The organism is Corynebacterium sp. HMSC061H03, from assembly GCF_001838215.1.
GTDB classification, from domain to species: Bacteria; Actinomycetota; Actinomycetes; order Mycobacteriales; family Mycobacteriaceae; genus Corynebacterium; species Corynebacterium jeikeium_D.
The window spans coordinates 17835-44502 of record NZ_KV836073.1 but is presented as its reverse complement, the minus strand read 5'-3'; the positions used below and the strand labels follow the sequence as shown (position 1 = coordinate 44502).

Below are 26668 nucleotides of genomic sequence, written 5' to 3'. Positions count from 1 at the left end.
CTACTTGCCGTCCTCACTGTTGCCATCTTCACCGTCATCGCAGAACCGGTCGTGCAACAACTGCAGCGTTGCGGCTACTCCCCCATGCTCGACAGTGTCGATTACCCAATCCGCGTTCTTCAGCAGGGACCAGTCCGCATCGGCCGTAACTACCGGCATGCCGACACGCTGTGTGGCTTCCTCAAAGTTCGAGCGACCGGCAAAAAGAATCGCGGTTTCTTCCTTGCGAGCCTGCTTGCGCAGCGTGCTAACCACCGCATTTGTGACGTCCAGTTTGCTGGCGCCCTCCGGGAGTTTCACGACCTGCAGGTCAACCGACTCCAAAGCCGATAGATTCGGCTTATCTCCCGGTTCGTGCAGAACAACGATTGTGGCTCCGGCATCGCCGAGCTGCTGCAAGGCCTTCATGTTTTCTTCGCTGATATTGCCCGCGTCGTCGGCAAGCGATGCGGGGTAATCGAAGATGAACGTCTCCGGCTGAGCGGTGATGAGCCTGTTCAAGCGCTGTGGAAGCTTGTCGCGGATCATCATCGACTGGCCGATAAGACGGTAAACGGTCTGCTGCGTCTGTTCGACACCGGAGGCGGAGGCCTTCTCTAGTTGCACGTACGCTTCGCGGAAGGTCACGCGCATCGAATCCGTGGCAGTACGCACGGACTCCTTGCTCTCCTTAGCACCGGCGACAACATCATCAGCCATCTGTTCCACAGACTGACGGAACTGCGCCAACAAGGCGGTCGTCTGTTCCCTTCGGCGAGCAGACTCCGCGCTCATCGTTTGCGAGGCATCAAGGAACTGCTGCCTGGTCTGATCGCCGAACTCACGCGCACTATCGCCGAATTCACGTGCCGACTCGGCTAGCTTTTCCTTGAATGCGGCCAGATCACCGCGCAAATGACGGATACGCTGACGCTCTTCTTCGACTTTCAGGTCCTCTGCCTGGGCCTCCTCGAAAGTCGGTGCGCCGCCGCCAAGGCGAGCCGGTACCCAGTAGGCGCCCTTCGGCAGGGGACCTTCTTCAGCTGCGTACTCGTCCCAGAGCTGACGGACACCCTGATCCATGATTTCGTGTAGCTTTTCGGTGGCTTCTGCCGGATCGCCCTCCGGGGTCCACGGCGGCAAAACCGTAATATGAATCGGAGTATTGCTGCGGCCGAGATGCTTGGGGTGCCCCTTCGTCCACACGCGCTGGGATCCCACAATCAGCACTGGGATGATGGGCTTGCCGGTGCGCTGCGCCATACGCACCGCACCCGACTTCAGATTCTTGACTTCAAAGCTGCGAGAGATAGTCGACTCCGGGAAGATGCCTACCAACTCGTCGTTTTCCAGCTTCTCGCAGGCCTCTTCGAAAGACTTGGAGCCGTCGGTGCGATCGACCGGAATGTGTTTACAAGCACGCATGATTGGTCCTGCGATCGAATGGTCGAAAACTTCCTTCTTCGCCATAAAACGGACAAAACGGCGGTGCTTGCGGAATGGAAGACCGACATAGGTGAAGTCCATGTATCCGGTGTGGTTAGTAACGAGAACGGCGCCAGAGTCTTTCGGCACGTTTTCCCAGCCCTTAACGGTGAACTTCAAACCTTGGGCAAAGAAGACGGTGCGCGCCAATCCGATAATCGTTAAGTACACAGGATCCTTGAACATGGCCTTTACTCTACAATCTTTCGCACCCCTTAGCGGGGCGATATGTACTGGTATCTGAGACCCATGAATAAATGTCGTTACAGGCCCATATCCATGTGTAAAACCAGGTACATCCCCCTGCACGTACTGCGCACCTGCCATACAGTCCCGGTACACCCCATAGTCGCTTTTACTACCCCCGTTATGGGGTGGGCTCCGCTGGTGGGTATTCATTCTAAAAGTAGTAAACCTCTATTAACATACCTATCTACCTGCGGAAAACCAGACAACATTTTGGGGCGGGTTTTCTTGGCTTTTTGACCCATTGTTTATATCTACGTAACCGTAAGTTACCGCTTACAAGTAAGCCGATTTTTGGTAACCTGAGCCGTGAGCCGAGAAATTCTCTTCGACGAAAAATCAACGCCCCCACCGGGAAGGATTGGAAAATGTCGTCCTCTTCATCTCTCGCCCCATCTGCAGTTCTAAATAAGGAACAGCATGAAAAGACCTGGGAGAAATTCGGTACCGAGCAATACGACGTCGTCATTATCGGCGGCGGTTCTGTAGGCGCTGGCGCTGCGCTCGATGCCGCAACCCGTGGTTTGAAGACTGCGGTCATTGAAACTCGTGACTTCGCAGGCGGTACCTCCAGCCGCTCCTCCAAGATGTTCCACGGCGGTCTGCGCTACCTGCAGATGTTGGACTTCCGCCTGGTAGCTGAATCCCTGCGCGAGCGCGAACTGTCCATGTCGCACCTGGCACCGCACCTGGTTAAGCCACTGCGCTTCGTCTTCCCGCTGACCCACCGCGTGTGGGAGCGCCCGTTCATGGCATCGGGCTTCTTCCTTTACGACGTCATGGGTGGCGCCAAGCAGGTTCCGATGCAGAAGCACTACTCCCGCAAGGGCACCCTGAAGCAGGCTCCGGGCCTGAAGGAAGATGCCGTGGTCGGCGGCGTTCGCTACTACGACACCCTGGTTGACGATGCCCGTCACACCATGACTGTCCTGCGCACCGCTGCTCACTTCGGCGCTGACGTCCGCACCTCCACTCAGGTTGTCGACTTCGTGAAGGAAGGCGAGCGCATCGTCGGCGCGAAGCTCCTTGACACCGACACCGGCGCCACCACCACCATCCGCGGCAGCGTTTTCGTCAACGCCACCGGTATTTGGTCCGATGAGATTGAGAAGCTGGCTGGCGTCACGGGCAAGTTCCGCGTCCACACCTCCAAGGGTGTCCACATTGTTATTCCGAAGTCCGCTCTTGAGGGCTCGGTGGCAATGACCTTCGTGACTGAGAAGTCCGTCCTGTTCGTTATCCCGTGGGGTGAATACTGGATTATCGGTACCACCGACACCGACTGGACCATGAACCTGGCCAACCCGGCAGCTACCCGCGCTGACATCGACTACATCCTCGATCACGTCAACGCCAAGGTTCGCCGTCCAATTACTTACGACGACATCGTCGGCGTCTACTCGGGTCTGCGTCCACTGGTGGAAGGCGACTCCGACTCCACCACCAACCTCTCCCGCAACCACGCTGTTGCCCACGTTGCCCCGGGCATGGTTTCCGTCGCAGGCGGTAAGTACACCACCTACCGCGTCATCGGTGCTGACACCATCGACGCTGCAGTCCAGGACGTCCCCCGCAAGGTACCGGAGTCCGTCACTGCAGATGTCCCGCTGCTCGGCGCTGACGGCTACCACGCACTGAACAACCAGAAGCCAGCCCTGGCCAAGCAGTTCGGTATCACCGAGAAGCAGGTCGAGCACCTGCTCAACCGTTACGGCTCCCTCATCTACGAGGTTCTGGCTCCGACAGCCGAGGACAAGTCCCTGCTCGAGCCGCTGGAGGCTGCTGAGCAGTACATGCGCGCTGAGGTTCTCTACGCCGTGACTCACGAAGGCGCAATGCACCTCGACGACATCCTGGAGCGCCGCCTGCGTGTCTCCATGGAGTACGCACACCGCGGTGTCGACAGCGCCCGGGCCACCGCTGAACTGGTTGCCCCAGCTCTGGGTTGGGACAAGGACACGATGGAGAAGGAGATTAAGGTCTTCATCGAGCGTGTCGAAGCAACTCTGGCAGCTGAACGTGAGCTGACTGACAAGGCCGCTAACGAGATTGCTGCTCATGCAGTGGAGACTCGCGCGGATGTCGACGTCAGCCTCGACCGCTAGTTTGCCCCTCCCCGCCCCCGGTGGCCGTACTAGTTAGTTCTTAGATGGCCACCAACGCTGTAGCCACAACGAAATAGCTTTCCCTCTTGGGAAAACGGCTTTGCACTTCAAGGGGCTAATGGGCTCGAAATAAAAGTGCCGGCGAAAAGAATCAGTTCTCGCCGGCATTTCTTATACCTAAAAGTTTACGTTGCACGATTCCTCGTGGCCTTTCCCGGTCACGACGCACAGAGAGTTTCACATCTCATGGAGACAATCACAGGATCCCAGGCATTCCTCTGGGAGTTTTTCGGAACCGCCATTCTAATTCTGCTCGGTAACGGAGTCTGTGCCTCTATCAACCTCCGGACTACCCGCGCTGCAAATGCAGGCTGGTTGGGCATTGCCTTCGGTTGGGGTATGGCCGTTTTCGCTGGCGCATCTATTGCTGACGTATCCGGCGGGCACTTGAACCCAGCGGTAACCGTTGCCCTGGCAGTCAAAGGCAGCCTGGCTTGGAGCCTGGTCCCCTACTATGCCGCAGGTCAGCTGTTGGGCGCATTCGTAGGTGCAATCCTGGCATGGGCCGCGTTTAAGCAGCTGTTCGATGCCAATGGTGTCGACGACAACGGCAATCCGACCAATGCGAATGCCGAAACTGGTGGCAACTTCTTCACCGCGCCGGTTCATCCAAATAACTTTTGGAATGCCGTCACCGAGTTCATCGCGACCTTCGTTCTGCTCGCATTCATCCTGTTCGGCCCAGCCGGCGGCGAGCTTGGCCCGCTGACCTACTTCGGTGTCTCGTTCATCATTGTGTCGATTGGTCTTTCCCTTGGTTCCCCGACTGGATACGCTATCAACCCGGTTCGTGACCTCGGCCCCCGTCTGGCCTACGCTTTCGTGCTCCCGATTAAGGGCAAGGGCAATCCGAACTGGGCCTATGCATGGGTCCCGATTGTCGCACCGATGCTGGCAGCCGTGGCTGCAGGCGCTCTTGCCTTTGCCATCGGATAACGGGAATATGAGAGATATCGCACAATAAAATATCGCAAGCCTGAACACTCACATTTACACACAATTTCGCTAGGAGTATCCCCCATGACGCACAGCAAATACGTCCTCGCCATTGACCAGGGAACTACTTCCACCCGCTGCATCATCTTCAACCATGACGCAGAAATCGTCACTGTTGCACAGATGGAACACAAGCAGATTTTCCCGGAAGAGGGCTGGGTCGAGCACGACGCTCAGGAGATTTGGACCAACACTCGTCGAGTAGTCAGCGAAGCTCTCGCCGATGTCGACATTGCTTCCCAGGATATTGATGCCATCGGTATCACCAACCAGCGTGAAACCACTGTCGTCTGGGACAAGAACACTGGTGAACCGGTCTACAATGCCATCGTCTGGCAGGACACCCGCACGAATGAGATCTGCAAGGAACTCATGGGGGATGAAGGCGCTGACCGCTGGCGTGAGACCACGGGCCTACGTATCAACTCCTACCCAGCTGGCCCGAAGGTGCGCTGGATTCTCGACAACGTCGAGGGAGCTCGCGAAAAGGCTGAGGCTGGCGATCTACTCTTCGGCACCATCGATACTTGGCTGCTGTGGAATCTCACCGGTGGTGCAGAGGGCGACAACGGCGAAGACGCAGTTCACGCAACCGACGTCACCAACGCCTCCCGTACTCTCCTGATGGACCTCAAGACCCTCGAGTGGGATGAGGACATTTGCCGTGAAATTGGCATTCCGATGTCGATGCTGCCTGACATCCGACCGTCGGTAGGCGACTTCGGCCGTATCCGCGCCCGCGGTTCTCTTGCGGAGCGACCGATTACTGGCATCCTCGGCGACCAGCAGGCCGCCATGTTCGGCCAGGGCTGCTTCGGCGAGGGCGACACCAAGAACACCTACGGCACTGGGCTGTTCATGCTAATGAATACTGGTGAGAAGCCGAAGTGGTCTGACCACGGACTCATCTCCACCGTCTGCTACCAGGTCGAGGGAGAGAAGCCGGTCTACGCTCTCGAGGGCTCCGTCTCCATGGGCGGCGCACTTGTTCAGTGGCTGCGTGACGAGCTGCAGATGATTCCGAATGCGGCATCCATTGAGAACAAGGCAAAGAGCGTCAAGGATAACGGCGGCGTGTACATCGTGCCGGCCTTCTCCGGTCTTTTTGCTCCTCGTTGGCAGCCGGACGCTCGTGGCGTCATCGTCGGTTTGACCCGTTTCGTCAACCGAAACCACATTGCCCGTGCTGTGCTGGAGGCTGCTGCGTACCAGACCCGCGAGGTCCTCGACGCCATGGTCGCAGAATCCGACACGGACATCACAACGCTGAGCGTTGATGGTGGCATGACCATGAACGAGTTCCTCATGCAGTTCCAGTCCGACATCCTGAATGTCGCTGTCACACGCCCGAACAACATTGAAACCACGGCCCTTGGTGCGGCATACGCTGCGGGCCTTGGCATTGGCTTCTGGTCGAACCTGGATGAGGTCAAGGCTCACATCACGATTGACAAGAAGTGGCGTCCGAAGATGGAGGCCGAAGAGCGCGATCGCCTGTTCCACCAGTGGAACCGTGCCGTTGAGCGCACCTACGGTTGGGTCGAGGATACGGATGCTGAGGAGGCACCGAAGCCTGAATAAGTCCTCGTAAGAGCCGAAAAATAGCCCGGAAAACCTATTCGGTTTTCCGGGCTATTTTTATTATAAATTCAGGGCTTGTTTGTTATAATAAAATTATTATAACTATCATCCACTCCTCGATTGAAAACAGAAAAGAGCAATCATGCGTCGCGCATCAATTTTCACTGCGAGTGTGACCACCGCCCTGACTTTGGCCCTGGCCACCCCGGCAGCATCAGCAGCCCCAACGGACTTCATCAAGAACCCGCTGGAACCAACTCCCGACCCGCAGTCCACTGCAATGGTCGAGCTGCCCACCACCCCGGCACCAACCACTACGGTTGACGGACGCCACGTTACGGTCACCGACGGCTACATGACCTCACAGGATGGCAAGGGCACCCAGATTTACTGGAAGTCCAACACCATCCCGAATGCCAAAGCCACTGTCGTCGTCGTGCATGGCGCTGCAGAACACCTGGGTCGCTACGAGTGGGTAACCGGCAAGCTGCTGAACGCCGGCTACAACGTTTACCGCATTGACCACCGTGGGCACGGCCACTCGGGCCAGGTCGAAGGAACCCCAGTTGCCCGTGGCCATATTGATGATTTCCACTCGCTTGTCGATGACCTGCACATGCTCGTCGAAAAGGCCAAGGCGGAGAACCCGAGCACGAAGACCTTCCTGCTCGGCCACTCCATGGGCGGCCTTGCCGTGGACTTCCACGGCATCAAGTACCCGGGCAGTGTCGATGGCATTGTCGCCAACGGTGGTGGCGCTCTTTTCAACCCCTACGGTGGCACGGACGAGGGCGAAACCATCACCCCAGAGGCCATGACCGATGTCCAGCGCGAGGCGCAGCCGACGATTTACCAGCGCCTGCCATTCCAGGACATGACCACATTCAACACTCGCATGCTCAAGGAAGTGCCGAACCGCACCGAGATGCGCGTGCCATCACTACCCGGCAGCGACTTGATTCAGCTTGGCAACCCGCTGGGTTCGAAGACCTCTTCTTCGCAGGCAGTGCGTGATGAGTACGAAACTGATCCGTACAACAACTCCAAGCTCTCGCTCGGCATGGCTCAGCAGATGGCTTTTGCCGCCACCTACAACGGCACCAACTCCGTCGACTTTGTTGAGCCGACCCTGGTCATGATGGGCGGCCAGGATGAGATTGTGCCGCCGTTCTTCTCGCGCGACTGGTACAACGGCATCTCGTCCACCGACAAGCAGCTGATCGAGTTCGAAGGCCAGTTCCACGAGACCTTCAACGAGCCGGCACAGCACGAGGCCATTGCGACGGCTATTGCCTGGCTTGATGCGCGCATCTAAATGAACGCCAAATAGGAACCGAACCGCTTCCTAGCAGTTACGAGTTCTCCATAGAGCTAACCCGGTGGAATGAGGGGCGATTGTCTTCTGACAATTGCCCCTCATTTTCTTTGCCCTGCCCTCTCCGCGCCGTATAAAGCATGCAGTACTTGGCAATACAAACTACTGTGCGTATAGTTGGTATTACAAGGTACTAGGTATGAAAAGCATTTTGCCCGGGCAGATTCCTCCATACCGCCGGAAAGAAAGCACAACGCTATGCCCAAACGTCCACAAACACAACTGAAGAAAGGGGTACTTGAGCTCGCCATTCTCAAGCTGATTTCTCGCGAAGAGCTCTATGGCGCGGCACTCGTCGCAAAGCTCAACGCCTACCCCCACCTCAGCGCGCCCGCGGGAACCGTCTACCCCCTGCTCTCGCGTCTGACCACCAACGGCTTGATTAGCAATCGCTGGGAGGAATCCCCCAAGGGACCGCCTCGCAAGTACTACTCACTGACAGCCAAAGGAAAGCAAACACTCACGCAACTACATCAGGACTTCATCGATCTATCCGCCGACATGACCGCACTATTTTCCGAGGAGCCCCAATGAACACCTACCTCACTGCCATTGACCACAAACTGCGCGAAATCGGCATATCGCACGCACAACGCAAGGCGATCATCGCCGAGCAGGAGAGTCTTCTGCAAGAGCTTAACGACGTCCACGCGGACCTGGCCGAAGAGCTGGGAACGGCAACCGACTACGCAAATTGCGTAGCCGAACAAGTTGGTGAACCAAGCACCTTGCGCAGGTACCTCTCCAAACCGCTTCGGGTATTTACCAAAAGCGGTCGCGCTTCCCTGTGGAACATGGACGACCCACGAATCCTCCAACCTCACCTGTTGGGTTTTGGCTGGTCTATCAATTGGGCTGCAGTAGCGACCAAGCTGGGGATTGTCCGACCAGACGATATTGACGGTGAGGTTATCTCTGAAATTCCAGCTCGCGCGCTGCAGGCGACCGCTTTTCTCCCCGCGGCCGTGACGGTTGCGCACGGAGTCGCGCTGGCTATGTCCTGGAAGCAGTTGCCTGCAGAAGTCCACACGAAATGGAAGCTAAACGGCAAGGCAGTTCAGAAGACAGCACCGAAGGAAACTCTGCTTCTTCCCTTCGTGGTTTCTACGGTCGGAGCTGGATTCTCAGCTGCTTCGCTGCTCAAGGCAGATGACCGCGAAGATACTCTGCGCGTTGCGTCCCTAGGCGCGCTCGCAAGCACAATTGCACTATCTCAGCTGATCGGAGTCCTCACGGAAGAAAACTCCAAGACCAATCCGGCATTAGTCCAAGCTGGTGTTGCCGTGGCATCGGTCGCGGCTTCGGCCGCATGCCTTGCCCTTCCTCTCTTCGCTGGGCTGAAGGCTACGTGGAAGAAAGCTGGGGTGGCCTAGATCACGGTGCAGGAGACATCAGCAGGTGAAAGACTCATCAGAAAGATTGTTGTAATCCGAATGTTGTAAACAACCTCTACCACCTCGAGTGAGGCTATCCCCCTGGTTCAGGTGTGTTTTCGGTTGTGTTTCTACACTCAACCTTCCCGGTGTTTTTACCTTCTCAATCCCCCAATTAATTTTTTAGCGCAATTACACGACTCACGCCCGAAAAAGCCACTTCACGACACCTATGTCACCTCGTGCCAGCTGTGGAGGTGGCATGAGGTGACATAGGTGTCGTGAAGTCGCGGATGAACTGGGGCGGGGCCGCACCTGCTTAACCGGCTCGCTTAACCGGCTCGAGAACTTCCTTGCCCATCATGAACGGGCGCAGCGCCTCCGGAATCACCACAGAACCATCGGCCTGCTGGTGGTTTTCCAGAATGGCGACCAGCCAACGCGTCGTGGCCAGCGTGCCGTTGAGGGTGGCGCAGTACTGCGACTTGCCATCGGCATCGCGGTAGCGGGTCTTCAAACGACGAGCCTGGAAAGTCGTGCAGTTCGAAGTCGAGGTCAACTCGCGGTAGGTGTTCTGCGTCGGCACCCATGCCTCGGTATCGAACTTGCGGGCAGCCGATGCACCCAGGTCACCACCAGCAACATCGATGATGCGGTACGGAACATCGACCGCGGCCAGCATCTCGCGCTCCATGTTCAGCAGCTTCTGGTGCTCTGCCTCCGCCTGCTCCGGCGGACAGTAGGAGAACATCTCCAGCTTGTCGAACTGGTGCACGCGCAGGATACCGCGGGTGTCCTTACCGTAAGAGCCCGCTTCACGACGGAAACAGGAAGACCAACCAGCGTAGCGACGCGGCCCCTCCGACAGGTCAATAATCTCGTTGGAGTGGTAGCCGGCCAGCGCGACTTCCGAGGTACCGACCAGGTAGAGGTCATCTTCCTGCAGGTAGTAGATCTCATCGGAGTGCGCACCGAGGAAGCCGGTACCCGACATGGTCTCCGGACGAACCAGCACCGGCGGCACCATCAGCTGGAAGCCATTCTGAGTTGCCTTCTGAGCAGCCAGGTTCATCATGGCCAGCTGCAGCATGGCACCGTAGCCGGTCAGGAAGTAGAAGCGGGAACCGGAGACCTTGACGCCGCGCTCCATATCAATAAGACCCAGCGACTCACCGAGGTCCAGGTGGTCCTTAGGCTCAAAGTCGAACTGCGGAATCTCACCGATTTCCTCCAGCACGACAAAGTCATCTTCGCCGCCGGCGGGCGCACCGGTAACGATGTTGCCAATCAGGTACTGCAGGCGCTCGACCTCAGCCTCGGCTTCCTTCTGCTCCGCTTCGGCTGCCTTCACGGCGTCGGAAAGCTCCTTGGCCTTCTCCAGCATGGCCGGGCGCTCTTCCTTCGACGCCTGACCAATCTTCTTACCGAAGCCCTTCTGCTCCGAACGCAGCGCGTCGGTGGAGGCAATAACCTCACGGCGCTTAGCGTCAGCTTCCAGCAGCTGATCGACCAATGCCGGGTCCTCACCACGGGTGCGCTGGGACTCGCGGGCTACTTCAGGGTTTTCGCGGAGAAATTTGAGATCAATCACGTCACCTAGAGTACCTGGTTTACGTCGGCAAGCAGGCACAAGGCTTGCTAGAGTGCCGCTTCCGCTCCTGAGGCGACCAGCAGCGCGCCGAGGACGAGGAAGATCACGCCGGCGACAGTGTCAATCCACGGCCCTGCCAGCACCATTCGCTTGACGACGGCATCCGTCGACACCACGATTGCGATAAATAGGAAGAAAGCGATTTGGGAGGCGATTAGCACCAGCGTACAAAGCACGAGCGTCCCCACGGATGCGCCTGCGGGAATGAACTGTGAAAGCACTGCCGTGAGGAAGAGAACAATCTTCGGGTTCGACATGTTGGTGAAAAAGCCCTGGCGGAACGTCGCCTTCGGCGACCGGAGCGCCTCACTTCCCAAGGCTGGTGCGGCACCGGCGCGCAGTTCGCGGAGGGTATTGATGCCCGCCTTGGCCATACTGATACCCATGTAAATGAGATAACAGCCACCGACGAGCTGGATTACGCCCATCAGCAAAGGATTGGCGGTGATGACAGCTGCGAACCCAAAAACTGTGAGGGTCATCCAGATAGTGGCGCCAGTACTGATACCCGCAACCGCTGCGATGGCGTGCTTTCGGGATTTGGTGGCAAGGCGCAGGATTAAGAAGACGTCAGGCCCTGGTGAGGCCATACCAATAATGTGGACGCCCAGCAGGCTGAGTAGTGCAGTCCAGGTCAAGACTCGTGTCCTCGGGTAGCGAACAAATACCGGACTATTGTAGTGCCTGAAGTTATTGAGCAAACTCGGACCGCAAACTCGGACAGAGCGTTACCTTGTCCACAGGCTCATTGGCGGTGCACAATGGGGTCACTATGGCTGATGACAATATGAACCAGAATCGCGAGCACGCTGCCGCCACAGACACTGATTCCGGTGCAGGTACTGGCGCAGATGCCAGCGCTGGTGCATCCTCCGCAGCCAGCAACGATGCCAACGCTTCCCGTAACTCGCGTGGAAGCTGGGGAATGCGCGCTTTGTCGACGGCAATGCTGGTCGGCGCCGCGGGAATGGCATTCGCGCTGCAAGCGGGAGTCATCGAGCCACCGAGTGGGCCACTTGGGGGCAAGGGCTCGTCGGCAAGCGCGTCATCGTCGACAACGACGACCATCGTTGACAAGGAGACGACGGCGTTCACCAGCGCAACCGCGGGCAACTGTCTGGACTGGAATCTGGCAGAAGATTTGAATGTTTCTGACTTCCGCGTCGTGCCCTGTGAGCAGCCACACGCTTATGAGGTCGCCAAGAAACTGAACCTCGCCGACTACGAGGAACATCCGGGGCAATACGCAAAAACTGCCAACTACCCGACAGCGGACAATTTGGTGGCTCTGCAAAATGGCGTGTGTCGTGACACTGTGACTGAATACCTGGGCGGCCAGTACGATCCGGACGGTCGATTTATCACGGCGCCGATTATTCCTTCGCCTAGCCAGTGGGAAAAGGGTGACCGAACCTTCCTGTGCGGTATCCAGGTCGTCGATGAAGACGGCAACACGGCGCACATGTCCGGTCCTGCGGCCGGGCAGGACCAGTCCCGCGTGTTCGAGGGCGGCCGCTGCGTGACATTGGATGAAAACGGCGCCATCCGCCAGGTGCCGTGCGTGGAAGATCATCTGATGGAGTCGACGGGAATTGTCAATCTCCGCGACCATTTCGGTGACAACGTCCCCACTGACCAGGAGCAAAATGATGTGCTCGCGGAACAGTGTGTGACTCTCGCGCAGAATTACCTCGGCGGTGACGACCCGCTGTATAACTCGACGCTGTTGCCATTTTGGACGTCACTGTCGCAGGAGTCGCTCAATGCTGGCTCGCGCAGTGTGAACTGCTGGTTGATTAAGGACAATGGCCAGGGCGGGTTCTCCACTCTCAACGGACACGCTAACGAGTCCTTCACTATCGACGGCCAGCCGCCCGTGGCTCCGCCGCCGCGCAATCCGCTGCGGGAGGAGCAGGGTGACGCTGGCGCTGGCACAGGTGACGTCGGTGCGGTCGGTGCCGACGGTACTGGTGCAGAAGCAGGCACTGTGGATAACGCAGTCGCTCCCGCAGGACAGTAGAACAACAGGACATTGCGAGGCAGCACCATAAATGGTTGACGTTAGCCCGGAGCGGTTCGATGCGCTTGTCGATGAGGCCATCGACCGCATCCCCACGCAGTTTCTCGATCAGCTCGATCAGGTCATCATCCAGGTCCACCCGTATAACCTCGACGAGCCCACACTGCTGGGACTCTACGAGGGCATTCCTCTGACCGAGCGTTCTAACAACCACTGGGGTCCGCCTGACCAAATCAGCTTGTATCGCGACATGCTCTGCCGCATCAGCCACACCGAAGAGGAGCTGGTAGAGCAGATTCGTGTCACTCTCCTGCATGAAATCGGGCATTATTTCGGCCTCGAGGAGGAGGATCTGGACCGACTCGGCTACGGATAAGTTCGGCTCTCCTGCACGGCCTCGCCCCTCTCGACTTCTTCACGGCAGCTTTCTTCCCTGTAGCCTTGGCAACTATGAGCGACAACTCGAGCGAGAAGCCAGAAATCAGGGTCGGCGATAGGGAGCGCAACGCTGCCATGGAGCGTCTCGGCAATCATTTCGCTGACGGCTACTTGGATGTCGATGAATTCTCCAAGCGCGCCGAAGCTGCCGCAGTCGCTAAAACCCGCTCCCAACTACAAACACTCTTCGCAGACCTGCCCGCTGAGACTTCTCCCGAGAGTTCACAGGGCACCCCGGCTAAACCGCAGCACCAAAGTGTCGATCAAGAGCTGCAGACTCTGATGAAAAAGGGCCGCCAGCTCAACATTGTTGACTCTGCTGCAGGCATCATCGTCGCTGTCTCTATCGTTCTGATGATTTTCACCGATATCGACAACGCGTGGTTCGGCTTCGTCGCCGCTGCGGCTGTTGCCCTCATCGGGCGCGCCGCACTGAACATCAATGATGACGAAGAAAAACTCCTCAACGAAATCAACGAAGAGGAATCCAAGCGTCGCACGGAACGCCTACGCCTGGCAGCTCAGAAGCGCCGCGAGATTCAGGAAGGCCAGCAATAACGGCCAGCGGTGACAGTCGCCGCCCAGCTGCCTGTCTAAGGCAACTCGCTGTCGCCCCAGCGGCGCACATCCCACGTGCCCGGTTCAATGCCGGCACGCTTGCCGACGTCCACAGCGCTCGGAACCAGCTCGATTCGCTCAGTATTGGCAATGCGGTGTCGCAGTGCGTATTCCGGATTCACCCCGGTCAGATACTGCCCAATCAGACGAATAGCCGCGCCATGGCTGACAATGACGACATCCTTGTTGCCGCCCTCCTTCGACTCCTTGGATTCACCACCTGTCGCTCCTGCCTGCTCCAGCAGCTGCTGTAGCGTCGGCAGGTAGCGACTCAGCACGTCGGCACCGGATTCACCGCCGGGAAGGCGGTACTCCAGCTCCCCATTGAGCCACTGGTAGAAGGCACGCATGTACTCCATGTGCGCATCGCGATCATTGCGCCCCTCGAGGTCGCCGGCCTGAATCTCGTGGAGGCCACCCTCATGGCGGATGCGAGCGGAAGTCTCTCCCAGGTGGTGCAAACTCGCGACCGCGCCTGCACCAGTCTGGCGGGCACGCAGGGCATGGGATGTGACGATGTCACCGATTCTGTGCACGTCGGGAAGCAAAAGACGTCCCAGACTGCGCGCCTGCCTCACACCGAGGTCGGTGAGCGGTGCGCCCGGCAATGCGGTATCCAGGCGGCGGTTGATGTTGCCGGTGGTCTGCCCGTGGCGGATGAAAATGATGCGCTGGGAATCAACCGGCATGACAGATTCAGGGCGGTCTGGACGGTCATCGAGGAAAGGCAGCTGTCCAACTGGATTTTCGGGCGCGGCGGGTGTCATGTTTTACCTTCGTCCTTCCTTAAGCGCGTCGACCCACTCAATTGACTGGGAAATGTCCGGTGGCGGGGTCATAATGCTGCGGCGACCGCCCTCAGCGACCGGCCAAGACCCCAGATAGCGCAGGTCTTCGGCGTATTCGTGCAGTGCCGCGAGAGCCGCGGCAACCTGTGCATCATCAACGTGGCCGTTGCAGTCGATGTAGAAGCGGTAGAGGCCGAAGAGCTCGCGCGTTGGGCGTGACTCAATGCGGGTGAGGTTGATCTGTCGCACTGCGAACTCGTTCATGGCGCGCATCAATGTGCCGGGCTGGTTCGGCAGCGTGAAGGAGACCGAGGTGCGGTCGGCGCCGGTGCGTGGCGTCGGCACGCCGGGGCGCCCCACCAGCAGGAAACGAGTGCGGGCGCCGCGCACGTCGGCGACCTCAGTGGCCAGCGCCTCCAACCCGAGCAGTTCACCCGCGCGGGCAGGGGCAGCGCAAGCGTCGTGCGTGCCCTCGGCGACCTGGTGGGCCGCCGCCGCATTGGAGCTGGCCTGGTGAACTTCCACGCCCGGAAGGTTGGCGTCCACCCACTGTTTGACCTGCGGATACGCTACGGGATGTGTCGTAAAAGTACGCACCTGTTCCGCCGTCGTCCCGGGACGGACCAGGATAGAGAACACCACCCCGACCTCGGTTTCGCGGAAAACCTGCAGCTCTGGGCCAGCAGCGAGGGCATCAAAAGTTGGTGTAACGGGACCGTCCACGCTGCTTTCGATAGCCACGCAGGCAAAGTCCGCTTCCCCTCGGCGCACGGCTCCAAGCGCAGCCGCGGGGCTATCCACCGGCACCGCATTGACCGCGGATTCCCCTGCCGGATCAATCTCGCCAGCACGCGCCATGTCCCACAGCGCCTGCTCGGTGAATGTGCCCGCAGGACCCAAATAAGTAACCGTCGTCATAAGCTCAGATTAGAGGGCTTCTACACTTATTGCATGACCTCTTCTTCCGAGATGCCCGCCCGCGCCCTCACTGAAGCCGTGCGCAGTGGCGCAATCTCGGTATCGGAAATCGTTTCGGAATTCGCCACGCTTGCCGACGACGCCGCGACCAATCCCGCCCGTTTCGGTATTGCCACGTCCTTGGCCGAGCACGCTGTCGACCGCGCGCGCAGCCTCACTGCCGAATCCGAACCCGCCCGGCACGCTAGCCACGGACTCCCGCGTGACCTCCTAGGTCTGCCAGTGGCAATCAAGGACCTATTCACCATCGCGGGGGTCGAATGCACGATGGGCTCGACCAACTTGGCTTTCACCGCCACCGAAACCTCGGAACCCGTGGCGAAACTGCTGGCTCGCGGCGCGGTCCTCACGGCGACGACGCATACCTCCGAGGTCGGGATGACGGCCTACACCGAACCGATTGGCTACCCGGCCCCGGAAAACCCCTACTTCGCCGCGCCCAATCAGCTGTCCAATCAGCCGGATACCACGCCACGCACTCCCGGTGGTTCCTCGGGCGGCAGCGCGGTGGCTGTCGCGAGTGGTGTCGTTCCCGCAGCTCTGGGCTCTGACGGCGGCGGTTCCATCCGCGTGCCTGCCGCCTGCTGTGGCCTCGTTGGGTTGAAGCCAGCACATGATATTGCGGGTGGAAATCTCTCCACGCCCGCCTTCCTCACTCGCACAGTCGATGACGCAGCACTGCTGGCCGGGGTGCCACTTTCCGCAACCCCACATGCTTTACGACGGCCCCAGCGCCCCCTTCGTATCGGTGTCACTGTCAGCCCTTTTCATGCTGAGGTGGACGTCGATAAGCGCTGGGCAAACGGTGCGTGGGCGGCGGCTGACCGTCTTGCCGACGCCGGGTACGACGTGGTGGAAGTGCCCAGCCCCTACGATCCTGCGGGGCCGGACGTGTTCGAGATCTTTCGACGGACCATCACGCGAATGTCCACGAAATTACCGCGCGCGGACTACTCCGAGATCGTGCAGTGGATTCGAGCCTGTGGCCAGGAGATTTCCGCAGCGGAGGCGGCGGCGACACATCAGCAGCGGATGGCTCTGCCCGGCGCGATTCGGTCGCGTTGGGAAGTCGATGCGGTGATTACACCAACGCTGGCGTTTGATCCGCCGCGTATTGGGCATTTCTCTGCGTTGGCGCCGTCGGAGGACTTTGACGAGCAAACCCGGTGGACGCCGTGGCTGTCGCTGTGGAATCTGACTGGGTGGGCAAGCGTGTCCGTGCCAATTGCTGTGCCGGGAACTAGCGGCAGTACGCCCAATGCGAAGCTCCCCGTCACCAGCGTCAATATCGGTGCGGTGCGCTGCGGCGAGGCAGAGCTACTGGAGATGGCTAGCGTGCTGGAGGCTGCTAACGCCAACTAGCGCACGTACTTCGCCGCCATTGCCGCCGCCTGCCCGGCGTATCCGCCACCAAATAGCACCGCGTGCATAAGCACGGCGTAGAGCTGATGGAGTTCGCAGCTCTCGGCGAAATCCGGCAGGGGATGTACGGTTTCATAGCCACGCAAAATCTCGTTGAAGTGCGTTGCCCCGAATAGCGCCAGCAGTGCCAGGTCTTCCTCGCGGGCTCCGCCGTGCGCTGCGGGGTCAATCAAGATCGCGCCGTCTGCATCCCACATGAGGTTTCCCCACCACAGGTCACCGTGGACACGCGCAGCGTCTGGCTCGTTGTCGAAACCTCCAGCCAAGAGCCGGTCAATGAGCTGGTCAAAGATATCTAGCTGACGGTTATTGTAGGAGCTTTCCAACTTTCCCAGTGTGGGCAGCAGACGCCCTTTCGCCCAGTATTCACCGAAGCTCTCCCGTGGAGTCAGGTCCATCTGCAGGGGCTGATCCAGTGGACCGAAGTAGCCGTGCCCCTCCCACCCATCGGGGCCGGCACCCCAGCCAGCAGCGCCCAGATTGTGGGTAATGGCCAACGATTTTCCGAACTCGTACGCTGCCTGTGGATTCGGCGCCGTCGACTCAATTCGACGCAATTTCAGCGCATGCCCGCTCACGCCCAGCACATCCACTACGCGCGCACCGCCGTCAGGTTCGCCCTCGCGCAGCCAACCCAGCCCCGCCGCCTCACAGGCGAAGAAATCCCTAGGGACACCATGCCGGCTCTTGACGTAAACATCCGAGTCGTTGACTGCACGTTCGTTGTTCTGGTTCATTGCGGACATATTTCCAGCATATTCTTCTTCGTTCCCAACCCCTTTCAGCACGTCGCATGCAGGGTAACGCCAGCGCTACCAAGACTTGTATTGCTGTCTCGGTTCTCTTAGTCCACTGTCGTTGCCTATTCTTTATTGGTATGGAAGGCAACTTCGACGACTCGCGCATTGCCCGCGACCGATACGGTAGGCCGCTTAAAGATCGCTATGGCCGCCCCATCTACCGCCGTGTGGACGAGGCGTCGCCGAAGCATGCCGGCCCCCGTGAGGCCGATTCGCGTGGCGCTTCACGACGCCCCATCCCGCCCCGTTCCGACCGCCCATCTAGGGCAGGGGCAGCCCGCCCAGCGCCTATGCCTCCGCGCAGGTCTAGGCCGCAACCGGAACGTCGGCAGGCGCCACTGAACGAAACGCGCATTGAGTCCCGTCCACCGGTGAACCGGGCCGGTAGCGGACGCGCTGGCAGCGATCCGCGGTTTCCCCCGCCCGGATATAACCCGGATGCGGATTTCCAATCTTCCTCGCACGGCTCGTCACAGGACTACTACAGTGCCCCACAAGCAGCGAGTTCTGGCCGTGGTGGACGCCGTGGCAGTCGTGGCGGCGCCGGCGTCAGGTCTGGGTTCCGCATGCCACGCTTGCGACTGCCACGCTTGCGCTTTAAATCCATCATCCTGCTTCTCGTCATCTTCCTTGTCGTCACAATGGCACTTGTCGACATCCGCCTGACCAGGGTCGATGCGTTCTCCGGTCTGGCAGATCGCCCTGCCAATACGATGTCCTCCAACTGGTTGCTTGTCGGTTCGGACTCTCGTACGGGCTTGTCAGAGGAAGATGCCGCCAAGCTGTCGACGGGCAGTGGTGATTTCGGCCAGCGCACCGACACCATCATGATTGCCCACATTCCGGTGCTCGGTAAGCCGAAGTTGGTCAGTATCCCGCGTGACTCCTTCGTGGATATCCCGGGCAATGACAAGAACAAGATCAATGCGGCATTCGCATTTGGTGGCCCCCAGTTGCTCATCGATACCGTAGAGAAAAACACTGGAATCCACATCGACCACTACGCCGAAATTGGCTTTGGCGGTTTCGCCGGTGTCGTCGATGCTGTCGGTGGTATCGAGATGTGCCCTGAAGAAGCCATCGACGATCCGCTGGCGGGCCTGAATATCCAGGCCGGTTGCCAGAAATTCGACGGCGCGGGCGCCCTGGGTTACGTGCGCACGCGTGCTACCGCCCAGGGAGACTTGGACCGCGTAGAGCGGCAGCGTGAGTTCATGAGCGCGCTGATGGGACGCCTGAAATCACCTGCGGTATGGCTCAACCCCTACCGCTGGATTCGCCTGGCCAATGCTGGCACTAAGGCCGTGTTCGTCGGCGATGGTGACCATGTCTGGCATCTGACCTGGCTGATGTTGCGCATGCTCTTCGGTTCCGATTCCCTTACCGTGCCCACCTCAGGCGCCATGGATACCGGTTATGCGGGCAATGTGCTGCTCTGGGACGAAATCGAAGCGCCAGCACTTTTTGCGGAGCTGAGATAGTCAAGAAGGTAGCTAAAACAGCTTCAGATAGCTTTCGAGACAACTAACGCGTGTGACTTAGCTTTTTGCTGAGCCACACGCGTTAGTTTTTAAACCAGCTACGCCTAGTTCCGAATGGTCACCTGACGGGACACGATGGTCTCACGGGACTTACGCTCCTCGGCGGTCAGCGGCTCTTCGCTGGCCAGCGCCTCAGCGATACGCTTATCGGCCTCTTCCACAGCAGCAATCCAGTGGTCGTGCGGCTTGGTGTTATCCAGGTCCCAGACCGGCACCAGCAGGCCATCGGTGCGGAAGACACCAGCGAACTTAGTGCCCTCTCCCAGCGAAAGGTTGTCCGCAGCGTGCACGCGTGCCAAGGCATCCAGCAGTGGCTTCTCATCTTCACGGCGCACCCAGCGGATGTGAGCGCGCTCGCCCGGATCAATCCACCACACAGCGCCAGCGACCTTCGCATCCAGGCGGTACGACGGGAGAATCGCGTCGTTAGCCACGGCCAGGTTCTGCTCGATCATCGGGGTGCGTTCAATGCCCTTGGGAATCCACCACTCGAAGTCCTGGTGGACCTCCAGGTTGTCGAGATCCACGGCGGTCAGGACGTCGGTAAGCGGTGCGGCCTCGCCGTCAGTGGCGGAGGAGAGCTGCTGGCCCGGCTCTGCGTCACGGGCCCATGCCAGCGCACGGGAGAGATCCGCAGCGCCGTCATTGGTGCGCGCCTGCGTCTGCAGCGCGACGAAAGCCTCATTGCCCTGGTCAGCGGCACGCGTCAGGGCAGCAACGCCGCCTGGCAGCACGGTGCAGAGCTTGATGTCACGCTCGGCGTCAGCGACCGTGACCGGAATGACCACAGCCGGAGCGAACTCGCGGACAGCCACGATGTCAGCCTCTTCGTCGAAGTCCTTGAACGGACGCGGATTACCCAGCAGCGCTGCACGCTCAGCAGCGCGGGCTGCCAGCTTCGCCTGACGACGGCTCATGCCCTCCGGGGCCTGATTATTCTTCTTACGAGATTTCTTTCCCACAAGGCCACAGAATACCTATTCGCTCTCCGTAATTCGCGACTGCCTGGGCTACTTATAAAAATCGTCGACGAATTCGCTCGCCGTTCCTTCGAAAAGCTGCTTGTCGACGGCCATTGCGCCCGTCTCCCCTTGTTCATCGGTAGCTTCGCTGGGGATGAAGCCCTTGGACCAGAAACCGGGCTGGGTGCGTTCGCGACCGGCCCCAACGGGGATGTTGCGATGCACTTCCTCGGGAGCCAATATGTAGCCGAGTAGCCGCGCAGTAAGGGCAGTCGTCACACAAGCTAGAACGGTGATGATTCCGGCCTGGAAGTATGTCCGGGACACGTCGGCTGCGATAAACCACCCCACTGCAAGTGGCCACAAAACGCAGGCCAGGTACCAGATAAAGCGACCTGGCCCCATTACGGCAGTGACTCCTGTTTCAGCCAACGCGACCACGGGCCCCGTGATGTTGCGCACTGGCCACATGTGCATCGTGCGCACATCCGTTGCCGTGCGCGACAGCAGTGGGCGAGCATACGTTGCGCGGTCACGCAGCACCTGGAGGGTCTTGTAGACCGAAAAACCCAGCCCAATGAGGGAAACCATTCCACAGAGACCGAAAGCCCATGCTCCAAACTCACCGAGGAGGGAAACCACTAGGTCCTGACCGGGGCTCAGGATGCTCATCCAGACGAAAACGGTAAATGCGGCGAATACTCCGGCGCCGCTCATCGCCCATCGAAAGACGCTGTCCGCGCGCTTGCGAACAATCTCATCGGCCTTCCAGCGCGGCGTCGCACCCGTGATAGTCGAATCCGAGACAGTCGGCTGCCAGTTCTGCTGCGATGGCAGCACCACCTGAGGTGGGGACTGCTGCGGCTGCTGCTTTGGAGACTGCGGCGGCACAGCCCACCCCGCGTTTTCTGCCTGTTCATTAGACATTTTCCGCAGGGCTCCTCTCTCGCGTCTCTCTCGCGCGGCTGGCTTCTTCCGCAGTCTTTTCTCCAACGGCGTTTTTTGGGTGCGCTCCCCTAACCTACCTAAACTAGCCCGGCCACTAACCCCGCCACTAGTCCGACCAGCTGCGAATCTTCCGCAGCATGATGCGGCTCTTACGCTGCGAACGGCCCATCTTCCGAGCCAGGTTGTTCAAAATCGCGATGGCCTCGGTGATGTGCGGCCCCTTGTTCAGCATCACGCACTCGGCACGCAGGGCGAAGGCCGCATCGGTAATCTCCGCGCGGGACGGCAGGCCGGCCTTGGCCATGTTCTCCAGCACCTGAGTACCCAGAATGGTCGGAACTCCGGCTGCCTGCGCCAGCGTCAGAATCTGGCCTGGGACCTCACCCATGCGGTCGAAGCCCAGTTCCACAGCCAGGTCACCACGAGCAATCATCAGACCGGACTTGGCGCGCTTCATGCTGGCGATGATGATTCCCGGCAGATTCTGGAATGCCGGAATAGTCTCAATCTTCAGCACAACACCTAGGTCCCGAGCCCGCGATGCCAGATCCTCGCGGCCTGCAGCCTCATGTTCTGCCGCAATCTCATCGAGCACCTTGTAGACGTACTCAGCATCCTCCTGCGTGCGAATAAAGCTCACCGCAGCAATATCCGCATGCTCCACTACAAAGCGCAGATGCTCAATGTCTTCGTCGGTAAGCGAATTGAGCGGCAGGTCGGTGTTCGGCAGGTTGATGCCCTTATGCGCCGCCAACGGCTGTCCGTTCGGCTTGGTGCGCTGGACACGCAAGCGGGCATCGACGTGGCTATCTTCGCTTGACGACGTCTCGGAGACCTCAACCACCTCAGCGCCGAGTGCACCGTCGTCGAAAAGCACCGGATCGCCCGGCTTCAGAGCCGCCACGGCAGACGGCAGCGAGCAGGAGACTCGTGGAATTTCATCCTCGGTGCGTGGAATGGTGGTGATTTCCTCGCGGCTGGTGAGAATGAACTCATCCCCAGTGTGGAAACGCAGCTTTTGCACGGTCGGTGGCACGCCGCCAGCACGTGTGACCTCGTAGTTGCTGCGCAGGTGTGTGCCCTCGGCGATCCAGGCGTTCTTCTCACCCTCGGCGAGCACCGCCTCGACCTCGCCCTCGACGTCGGTGTCGATGCGCACAACGGTGAAGTGACGCTTCGCTGAGCGGGAGTCATGCAGCGTAATGACATCATCAAGCTGCAGCTGCTCCAACCACCCCTGATCTGCTTCCAGTGGCAGAGCAGGACGCCCCGGCAAATCGTTCGGAACTGGCTTGGGGTGCTCATCCAGACGTGGAGTCAGCCAAATCTTGGACTTGGAGATGACCGTGCCGGCGTCGTCACGCACAACGCGGGCGCGACCCACGCGCGGTCCCGGTTCGATATCGCCTGTGCGCAGCTTCGGGCCAGCCAGATCCATGGACACGAAGATGCGGCGACCGGCCTTCTCAGCTGCAGCATTGACGTTGTCAATCATGCGGCTCCACTGCTCAGGGCCGTCGTGGGCGCAGTTGATGCGAGCGAGATCCATGCCGGCAGCAGCGAAGCTCTCCACCAACTCTGCGTCGTCGGCGGCCTCGGCGGGCAGGGTCACCATAATGTGCGAAGTGACATCCGCGCGCTCCTGACCGAACAGCTCGGTGGCGTTGTTATCCAGGGCAATATCCGCGCGCTCATCATCGGCAATAATGCGGGCGACATCGATATCTGAGGTGCGCCCCGCCAGGGCCAACAGCGCGTTGAGGGCAAGTTCAAGGCGCCCCCGGGTGAAAGTCTCCACCGTGGTCAGACTGGTCACGCCGAGGTCGTGCAAACTGTTTTGCAGCTCACGGATGTCAATTGTGCGCAGGTGCGCGTAGTGCAGTAGGTTTTCCGCGTGCCGACGGCGCTCTTCCGGCACCTCTGCGAGCAGTGCAGATGCCTCCACCGAGACGTCGTCCAACTCTGTAATCAAATCGGTGACCTTGCTGATGAGGTCATCCAGACGCGGTACATCCGCGCCGCTTTCAGTGTTGTCAGTTGCTGTGTCTTGAGGGCTCTGCGCTGCCATAGAGAAGGCACTCCTGTGTTTAAGACGAAGCGTTGGCCAGAGTCGGCCACGCGGGCCAATAGAAGGTGGGCATTCTCATTCTCAAATGAGACGGCCGAAAGCGCATGTCGAGAAGACATGCGCTTTCGCTACCAGCAGTTACTTCCAGAATGGATCCTGCACATCTCGGAGCGTCTGAACGGACTTGTCCAGCTGCTTCTTTTCGTATTCGTCCAGCTCAAGCTCGATAACGCGGCGAATTCCTCGGCGGTTCACAATGGCTGGTGTTCCGATGAACACGTCCTCATGGCCATATTCACCTTGCAAGTATGCGGAGACCGGCAGAGCCACCTCTTGGTTTTGGAAAATGGCGCGCGTGATGCGGGCCAGACCCATACCGATTCCGTAGGAAGTGGAGCCCTTGGCATCGATGATCTCGTAGGCGGCATCACGGGTTCGGATGAAGATGTCCTCCAGCTCGTCGTGAAGCGCTGGGTCGGCGGCGAGGCGCTTGGACAGACTGACGCCTGCAACGTTGGCGCTGGACAACACCGGCAGCTCGGAGTCGCCATGTTCACCGATGATGTATGCGTGCACGCTCATCGGGGAAACATCGTAGTATTCACCCAGCATGTAGCGGAAACGTGCGGTGTCCAGGATGGTGCCGGAGCCGAAGACACGGTTGTGCGGCAGCCCGGAGTACTTCCACGCAGCGTATGTGAGTACGTCGACGGGGTTGGAAGCAATCAGTAGGAGCCCATCAAAACCGCTGTCCATAACGGAATCGACGATGGACTTCATGATTTTCATGTTCTTGTCCACCAGCTGCAGGCGAGTCTCGCCCGGCTTTTGTGCCGCACCTGCACAGATAACCACCAGCGCGGCATCGTCACAGTCGGCGTACGTGCCCTGGGTGACTTTGGTGCGCGACGACGCCCACACCACGCCATGGTTTAAGTCCATGACGTTGCCCATCGTCTTCTTCTCGTCGATGTCAATGATTGCCAAGTGGTCGACAGTGCCCTGGTTGACCAGCGAGTACGCGTATGCAACGCCGACGTCGCCAGCGCCGATCAGCACGACCTTATTTCCTGTGGATAGCTTCATAGCCCTCGGATCCTTCTCAACCGATTCGGAAAAAGTTGCGACACCCCACAGGCTACGCTTTGTGCGGAAAACTGGCGCGGGATGAATAACCCCCGTGGAAAAAATTTTGTCATGATGGGAGTCATGGGATTCCTGCGTCGCGCATTTACTTCGATTGCGCCCTCGATTGCGTCTACGGGCGACACACCTGTAGCTCAGCCAATCGAAACCGCCAGGACAGTGCGAGCTGCACGAGCAGCACGAACAGGAATTACAGGAGTCGCTGGCACAGCTGGCATGGCCAAAGCGCTGGGCGCAGTCGGCACCGGCAGCCTGATGGCCGCGAAAGTCTTTCGCGAACGCCTCCTAGGTACCGGCCCCGGCACTATCCGCAGCGCACTGCGGGCCGGCATCCCCTCCAACCCCGGTCTAATTGGTGCAGAAATTGCGTCATGGGCTGCCTTTAGCCCCTCGCTGATGCCGCGCACTCGGACCGCCACCGTTACTGTGACCTTCCTGGCACAGCTGGCGGGCCATGTCACCGGGGTGGCCATCGGCTATGGCTACAACACGACGATGCGGCGTCTGGCCAGCACTTCACTCAGCCGCTTTGCGCTGGCACCTCGTCACGAACGCGCACTGGCCGTGACCTGGCACGTGGCCACCACGGCCACCACCGCGGCGCTGTGGCTGCGCTCCATTTCCCAGCAGCGCGAAATTGGTCGCCTGGTGGGCAAGGATGAGCAGGAATCCGCACGCAGCCAGTTCGCCTCCACAATGATTGCCAGTGGTCTCTACCTGACCACTCGGGGGCTCTCCGCGCTGGCCAACCGCGGCTATGACCTACTGCGGGACAACCTCCGCCCCTGGCTTCCTCGCGGTCTCGCCCCGGTTCTCAGTGGTGCCATCGTCGGTGGTGCCGTGGCCGCCAGCATTGACCGACTGCTTATCCGTCGGACTTTGGAGTCCATCGCCAAGAAGTCCCGCTACCTGAATACCCTGGTCGTTCCAGGTCGCATGCAGCCGTGGGAGCCGGAACGTTCCGGAAGCCCATGGTCTCTGGAGCCGTGGTACGCACTCGGTGCCGAGGGTCGCGTCTTCGTCGCCGAAGGCCCCCGTGCCCGAGATTTGGCAGTGGTTACTGGCAAGCCGCTCTCCGAACTGCAGGAACCCATCCGCATTTATGCGGGCAAGGTGCAAGGCCGTTCTCTGCGGGAACAGGCGGAGCTCATCATCCGCGAGATGCACCGCACCGGCGCGTTCCGGCGCGATCACCTGGTTGTCTTCACCACCACCGGCACAGGTTGGGTGCCACCGTGGTCGGCACAGGCTGCAGAGTTCTTGACCCTTGGCAACTGCGCCACTGTCGCTCTGCAGTACTCTGACCTGCCCTCCCCAGTGGCGTGGCTAACGGACCACGAAACCCCAATCGCAGCTGGCCACACTCTTATCCATCGGGTGTTGCAGGAAGTCGACAAAATGCCGGAAAACGACCGGCCAAAGGTCTACGTCGCCGGTGAATCCCTCGGCGGGTTTGGCGGTCTCGGCGCGTTCGAGAATTCCGCCGACATGCTCGCACGCGTCGACGGTGCTGTTTGGACTGGCACACCGCAGTTCTCCGCAATGTGGAAAGAGCTGACGCACCGCCGGACAAAGGGGTCCCCAGAAATCGCTCCGGTCATCGACGAGGGTCGAAACATCCGCTTCGCTACGCGCCCCGACGAGCTGTACCACTCGTTCTATGGCACCAAGTTCGGGCCGTGGGAGTTCCCGCGCGTCGCATTCCTGCAGCATGCCTCTGACCCCATCGTCTGGTGGGATTACCCGCTGGCCTGGCGCCGCCCCGACTGGCTTGCAGAGCGCGTCGGCCGCGATGTCCTCCCCTCCATGCGCTGGCACCCGTTCGTCACCTTCTGGCAGGTGCTTATCGACGGCCTCGCCTCCGTCACCGTCCCCGGTGGTCACGGCCACCGGTACGAGGAAGAAATGCTGCCAACGTGGGCTTCCATCCTCGACATTCCGCTTGACGACGACCTGGGTGGCGCAGCCGGAATGCGCTTCAAGCGCGTGAGTAAATGGATTCGCCGCACTCAGCCGCCGCGTTCATAAACTTGTGACAGATATCCCTGAACAGCATTTTTTATGAATTTCGCATTAATTGTATTGCTT

General features: G+C 59.6%; 22 protein-coding genes. 12 read left to right on the top strand and 10 right to left on the bottom strand.

Annotation, left to right across the window (positions count from 1 at the left end; all coding sequences use genetic code 11):
* The gene (locus HMPREF2787_RS06200; RefSeq protein ID WP_070858774.1) at positions 1–1650 is read right to left on the bottom strand and encodes a 1-acyl-sn-glycerol-3-phosphate acyltransferase; all 1650 of its coding nucleotides are present in this window, start codon (positions 1648–1650) and stop codon (positions 1–3) included.
* A gap of 428 nt (positions 1651–2078) precedes the next feature.
* Between HMPREF2787_RS06200 and HMPREF2787_RS06195 the strand changes: the two genes are divergently transcribed.
* From HMPREF2787_RS06195 to HMPREF2787_RS06170, 6 genes are all read left to right on the top strand, one after another.
* Complete coding sequence (locus HMPREF2787_RS06195) at positions 2079–3815, top strand: glycerol-3-phosphate dehydrogenase/oxidase (protein WP_016421655.1); 1737 nt, start codon at positions 2079–2081, stop codon at positions 3813–3815.
* Positions 3816–4061: 246 nt separating this feature from the next.
* Positions 4062–4811, top strand: coding sequence for an MIP/aquaporin family protein (locus tag HMPREF2787_RS06190; protein ID WP_187404451.1), 750 nt, complete (start codon positions 4062–4064; stop codon positions 4809–4811).
* Positions 4812–4895: 84 nt separating this feature from the next.
* Complete coding sequence (gene glpK / locus HMPREF2787_RS06185) at positions 4896–6452, top strand: glycerol kinase GlpK (RefSeq protein WP_048732791.1); 1557 nt, start codon at positions 4896–4898, stop codon at positions 6450–6452.
* Positions 6453–6594: 142 nt separating this feature from the next.
* Positions 6595–7767, top strand: coding sequence for an alpha/beta hydrolase (locus HMPREF2787_RS06180; RefSeq protein ID WP_048732793.1), 1173 nt, complete (start codon positions 6595–6597; stop codon positions 7765–7767).
* A 258-nt stretch (positions 7768–8025) separates the two neighbouring features.
* Positions 8026–8361, top strand: coding sequence for a PadR family transcriptional regulator (locus HMPREF2787_RS06175; protein WP_049190945.1), 336 nt, complete (start codon positions 8026–8028; stop codon positions 8359–8361).
* Positions 8358–9200 (top strand): DUF5808 domain-containing protein, encoded by an 843-nt coding sequence (locus HMPREF2787_RS06170; RefSeq protein ID WP_070858771.1) that lies wholly within the window; start codon positions 8358–8360, stop codon positions 9198–9200. Before HMPREF2787_RS06175 ends, HMPREF2787_RS06170 begins: the two co-directional genes overlap by 4 nt.
* Before the next feature lie 319 nt (positions 9201–9519).
* On the opposite strand, the gene serS is transcribed toward HMPREF2787_RS06170, so the two are convergent.
* Positions 9520–10791, bottom strand: a complete 1272-nt coding sequence (gene serS, locus HMPREF2787_RS06165; RefSeq protein WP_048731242.1) for a serine--tRNA ligase — start codon at positions 10789–10791, stop codon at positions 9520–9522.
* A 47-nt stretch (positions 10792–10838) separates the two neighbouring features.
* Complete coding sequence (locus tag HMPREF2787_RS06160) at positions 10839–11489, bottom strand: LysE family translocator (RefSeq protein ID WP_049181857.1); 651 nt, start codon at positions 11487–11489, stop codon at positions 10839–10841.
* Positions 11490–11623: 134 nt separating this feature from the next.
* Between HMPREF2787_RS06160 and HMPREF2787_RS06155 the strand changes: the two genes are divergently transcribed.
* The 3 genes from HMPREF2787_RS06155 to HMPREF2787_RS06145 all read left to right on the top strand — a co-directional run bounded on the left by HMPREF2787_RS06155 (position 11624) and on the right by HMPREF2787_RS06145 (position 13867).
* Positions 11624–12871, top strand: coding sequence for a septum formation family protein (locus HMPREF2787_RS06155; protein WP_246822179.1), 1248 nt, complete (start codon positions 11624–11626; stop codon positions 12869–12871).
* 31 nt (positions 12872–12902) lie between these two features.
* A complete protein-coding gene (locus HMPREF2787_RS06150) occupies positions 12903–13247 on the top strand; it encodes a metallopeptidase family protein (protein WP_016421667.1) in 345 nt (114 codons plus the stop codon).
* Positions 13248–13321: 74 nt separating this feature from the next.
* Entirely contained in the window at positions 13322–13867 is a 546-nt protein-coding gene (locus HMPREF2787_RS06145) for a DUF1707 SHOCT-like domain-containing protein (protein WP_083296870.1), read from the top strand.
* Between the two features lie 35 nt (positions 13868–13902).
* Here HMPREF2787_RS06145 and HMPREF2787_RS06140 read toward each other — a convergent pair whose 3' ends face one another.
* Both HMPREF2787_RS06140 and pheA read right to left on the bottom strand, forming a co-directional pair.
* Positions 13903–14694: a histidine phosphatase family protein gene (locus HMPREF2787_RS06140; RefSeq protein ID WP_070602313.1), complete on the bottom strand. Its 792-nt coding sequence runs from the start codon at positions 14692–14694 to the stop codon at positions 13903–13905.
* Positions 14695–14697: 3 nt separating this feature from the next.
* On the bottom strand, positions 14698–15633 hold the full coding sequence (gene pheA / locus HMPREF2787_RS06135) for a prephenate dehydratase (protein WP_070602311.1): 936 nt from the start codon (positions 15631–15633) through the stop codon (positions 14698–14700).
* Between the two features lie 33 nt (positions 15634–15666).
* On the opposite strand from pheA, the gene HMPREF2787_RS06130 reads away from it, so the two are divergent.
* On the top strand, positions 15667–17055 hold the full coding sequence (locus tag HMPREF2787_RS06130) for an amidase (protein ID WP_070858768.1): 1389 nt from the start codon (positions 15667–15669) through the stop codon (positions 17053–17055).
* Here the strand turns inward: HMPREF2787_RS06130 and HMPREF2787_RS06125 are convergent.
* Entirely contained in the window at positions 17052–17861 is an 810-nt protein-coding gene (locus HMPREF2787_RS06125; protein WP_049193137.1) for a fructosamine kinase family protein, read from the bottom strand. The genes HMPREF2787_RS06130 and HMPREF2787_RS06125 overlap by 4 nt on opposite strands.
* A 131-nt stretch (positions 17862–17992) precedes the next feature.
* Here HMPREF2787_RS06125 and HMPREF2787_RS06120 point away from each other — a divergent pair, with 131 nt between their 5' ends.
* Positions 17993–19396, top strand: coding sequence for an LCP family protein (locus HMPREF2787_RS06120; RefSeq protein ID WP_306295414.1), 1404 nt, complete (start codon positions 17993–17995; stop codon positions 19394–19396).
* Between the two features lie 104 nt (positions 19397–19500).
* Here HMPREF2787_RS06120 and HMPREF2787_RS06115 read toward each other — a convergent pair whose 3' ends face one another.
* The 4 genes from HMPREF2787_RS06115 to HMPREF2787_RS06100 all read right to left on the bottom strand — a co-directional run bounded on the left by HMPREF2787_RS06115 (position 19501) and on the right by HMPREF2787_RS06100 (position 24520).
* Positions 19501–20418: a DUF5926 family protein gene (locus HMPREF2787_RS06115; protein WP_048731261.1), complete on the bottom strand. Its 918-nt coding sequence runs from the start codon at positions 20416–20418 to the stop codon at positions 19501–19503.
* A 48-nt stretch (positions 20419–20466) separates the two neighbouring features.
* Positions 20467–21345, bottom strand: coding sequence for a hypothetical protein (locus HMPREF2787_RS06110; protein WP_070858763.1), 879 nt, complete (start codon positions 21343–21345; stop codon positions 20467–20469).
* Positions 21346–21472: 127 nt separating this feature from the next.
* Complete coding sequence (locus HMPREF2787_RS06105) at positions 21473–23434, bottom strand: pyruvate kinase (RefSeq protein WP_083326668.1); 1962 nt, start codon at positions 23432–23434, stop codon at positions 21473–21475.
* Between the two features lie 138 nt (positions 23435–23572).
* The gene (locus HMPREF2787_RS06100) at positions 23573–24520 is read right to left on the bottom strand and encodes an L-lactate dehydrogenase (protein ID WP_070858761.1); all 948 of its coding nucleotides are present in this window, start codon (positions 24518–24520) and stop codon (positions 23573–23575) included.
* Positions 24521–24631: 111 nt separating this feature from the next.
* On the opposite strand from HMPREF2787_RS06100, the gene HMPREF2787_RS06095 reads away from it, so the two are divergent.
* The gene (locus HMPREF2787_RS06095; protein ID WP_070858758.1) at positions 24632–26608 is read left to right on the top strand and encodes an alpha/beta-hydrolase family protein; all 1977 of its coding nucleotides are present in this window, start codon (positions 24632–24634) and stop codon (positions 26606–26608) included.
* The last annotated feature ends 60 nt before the right edge of the window (positions 26609–26668 follow it).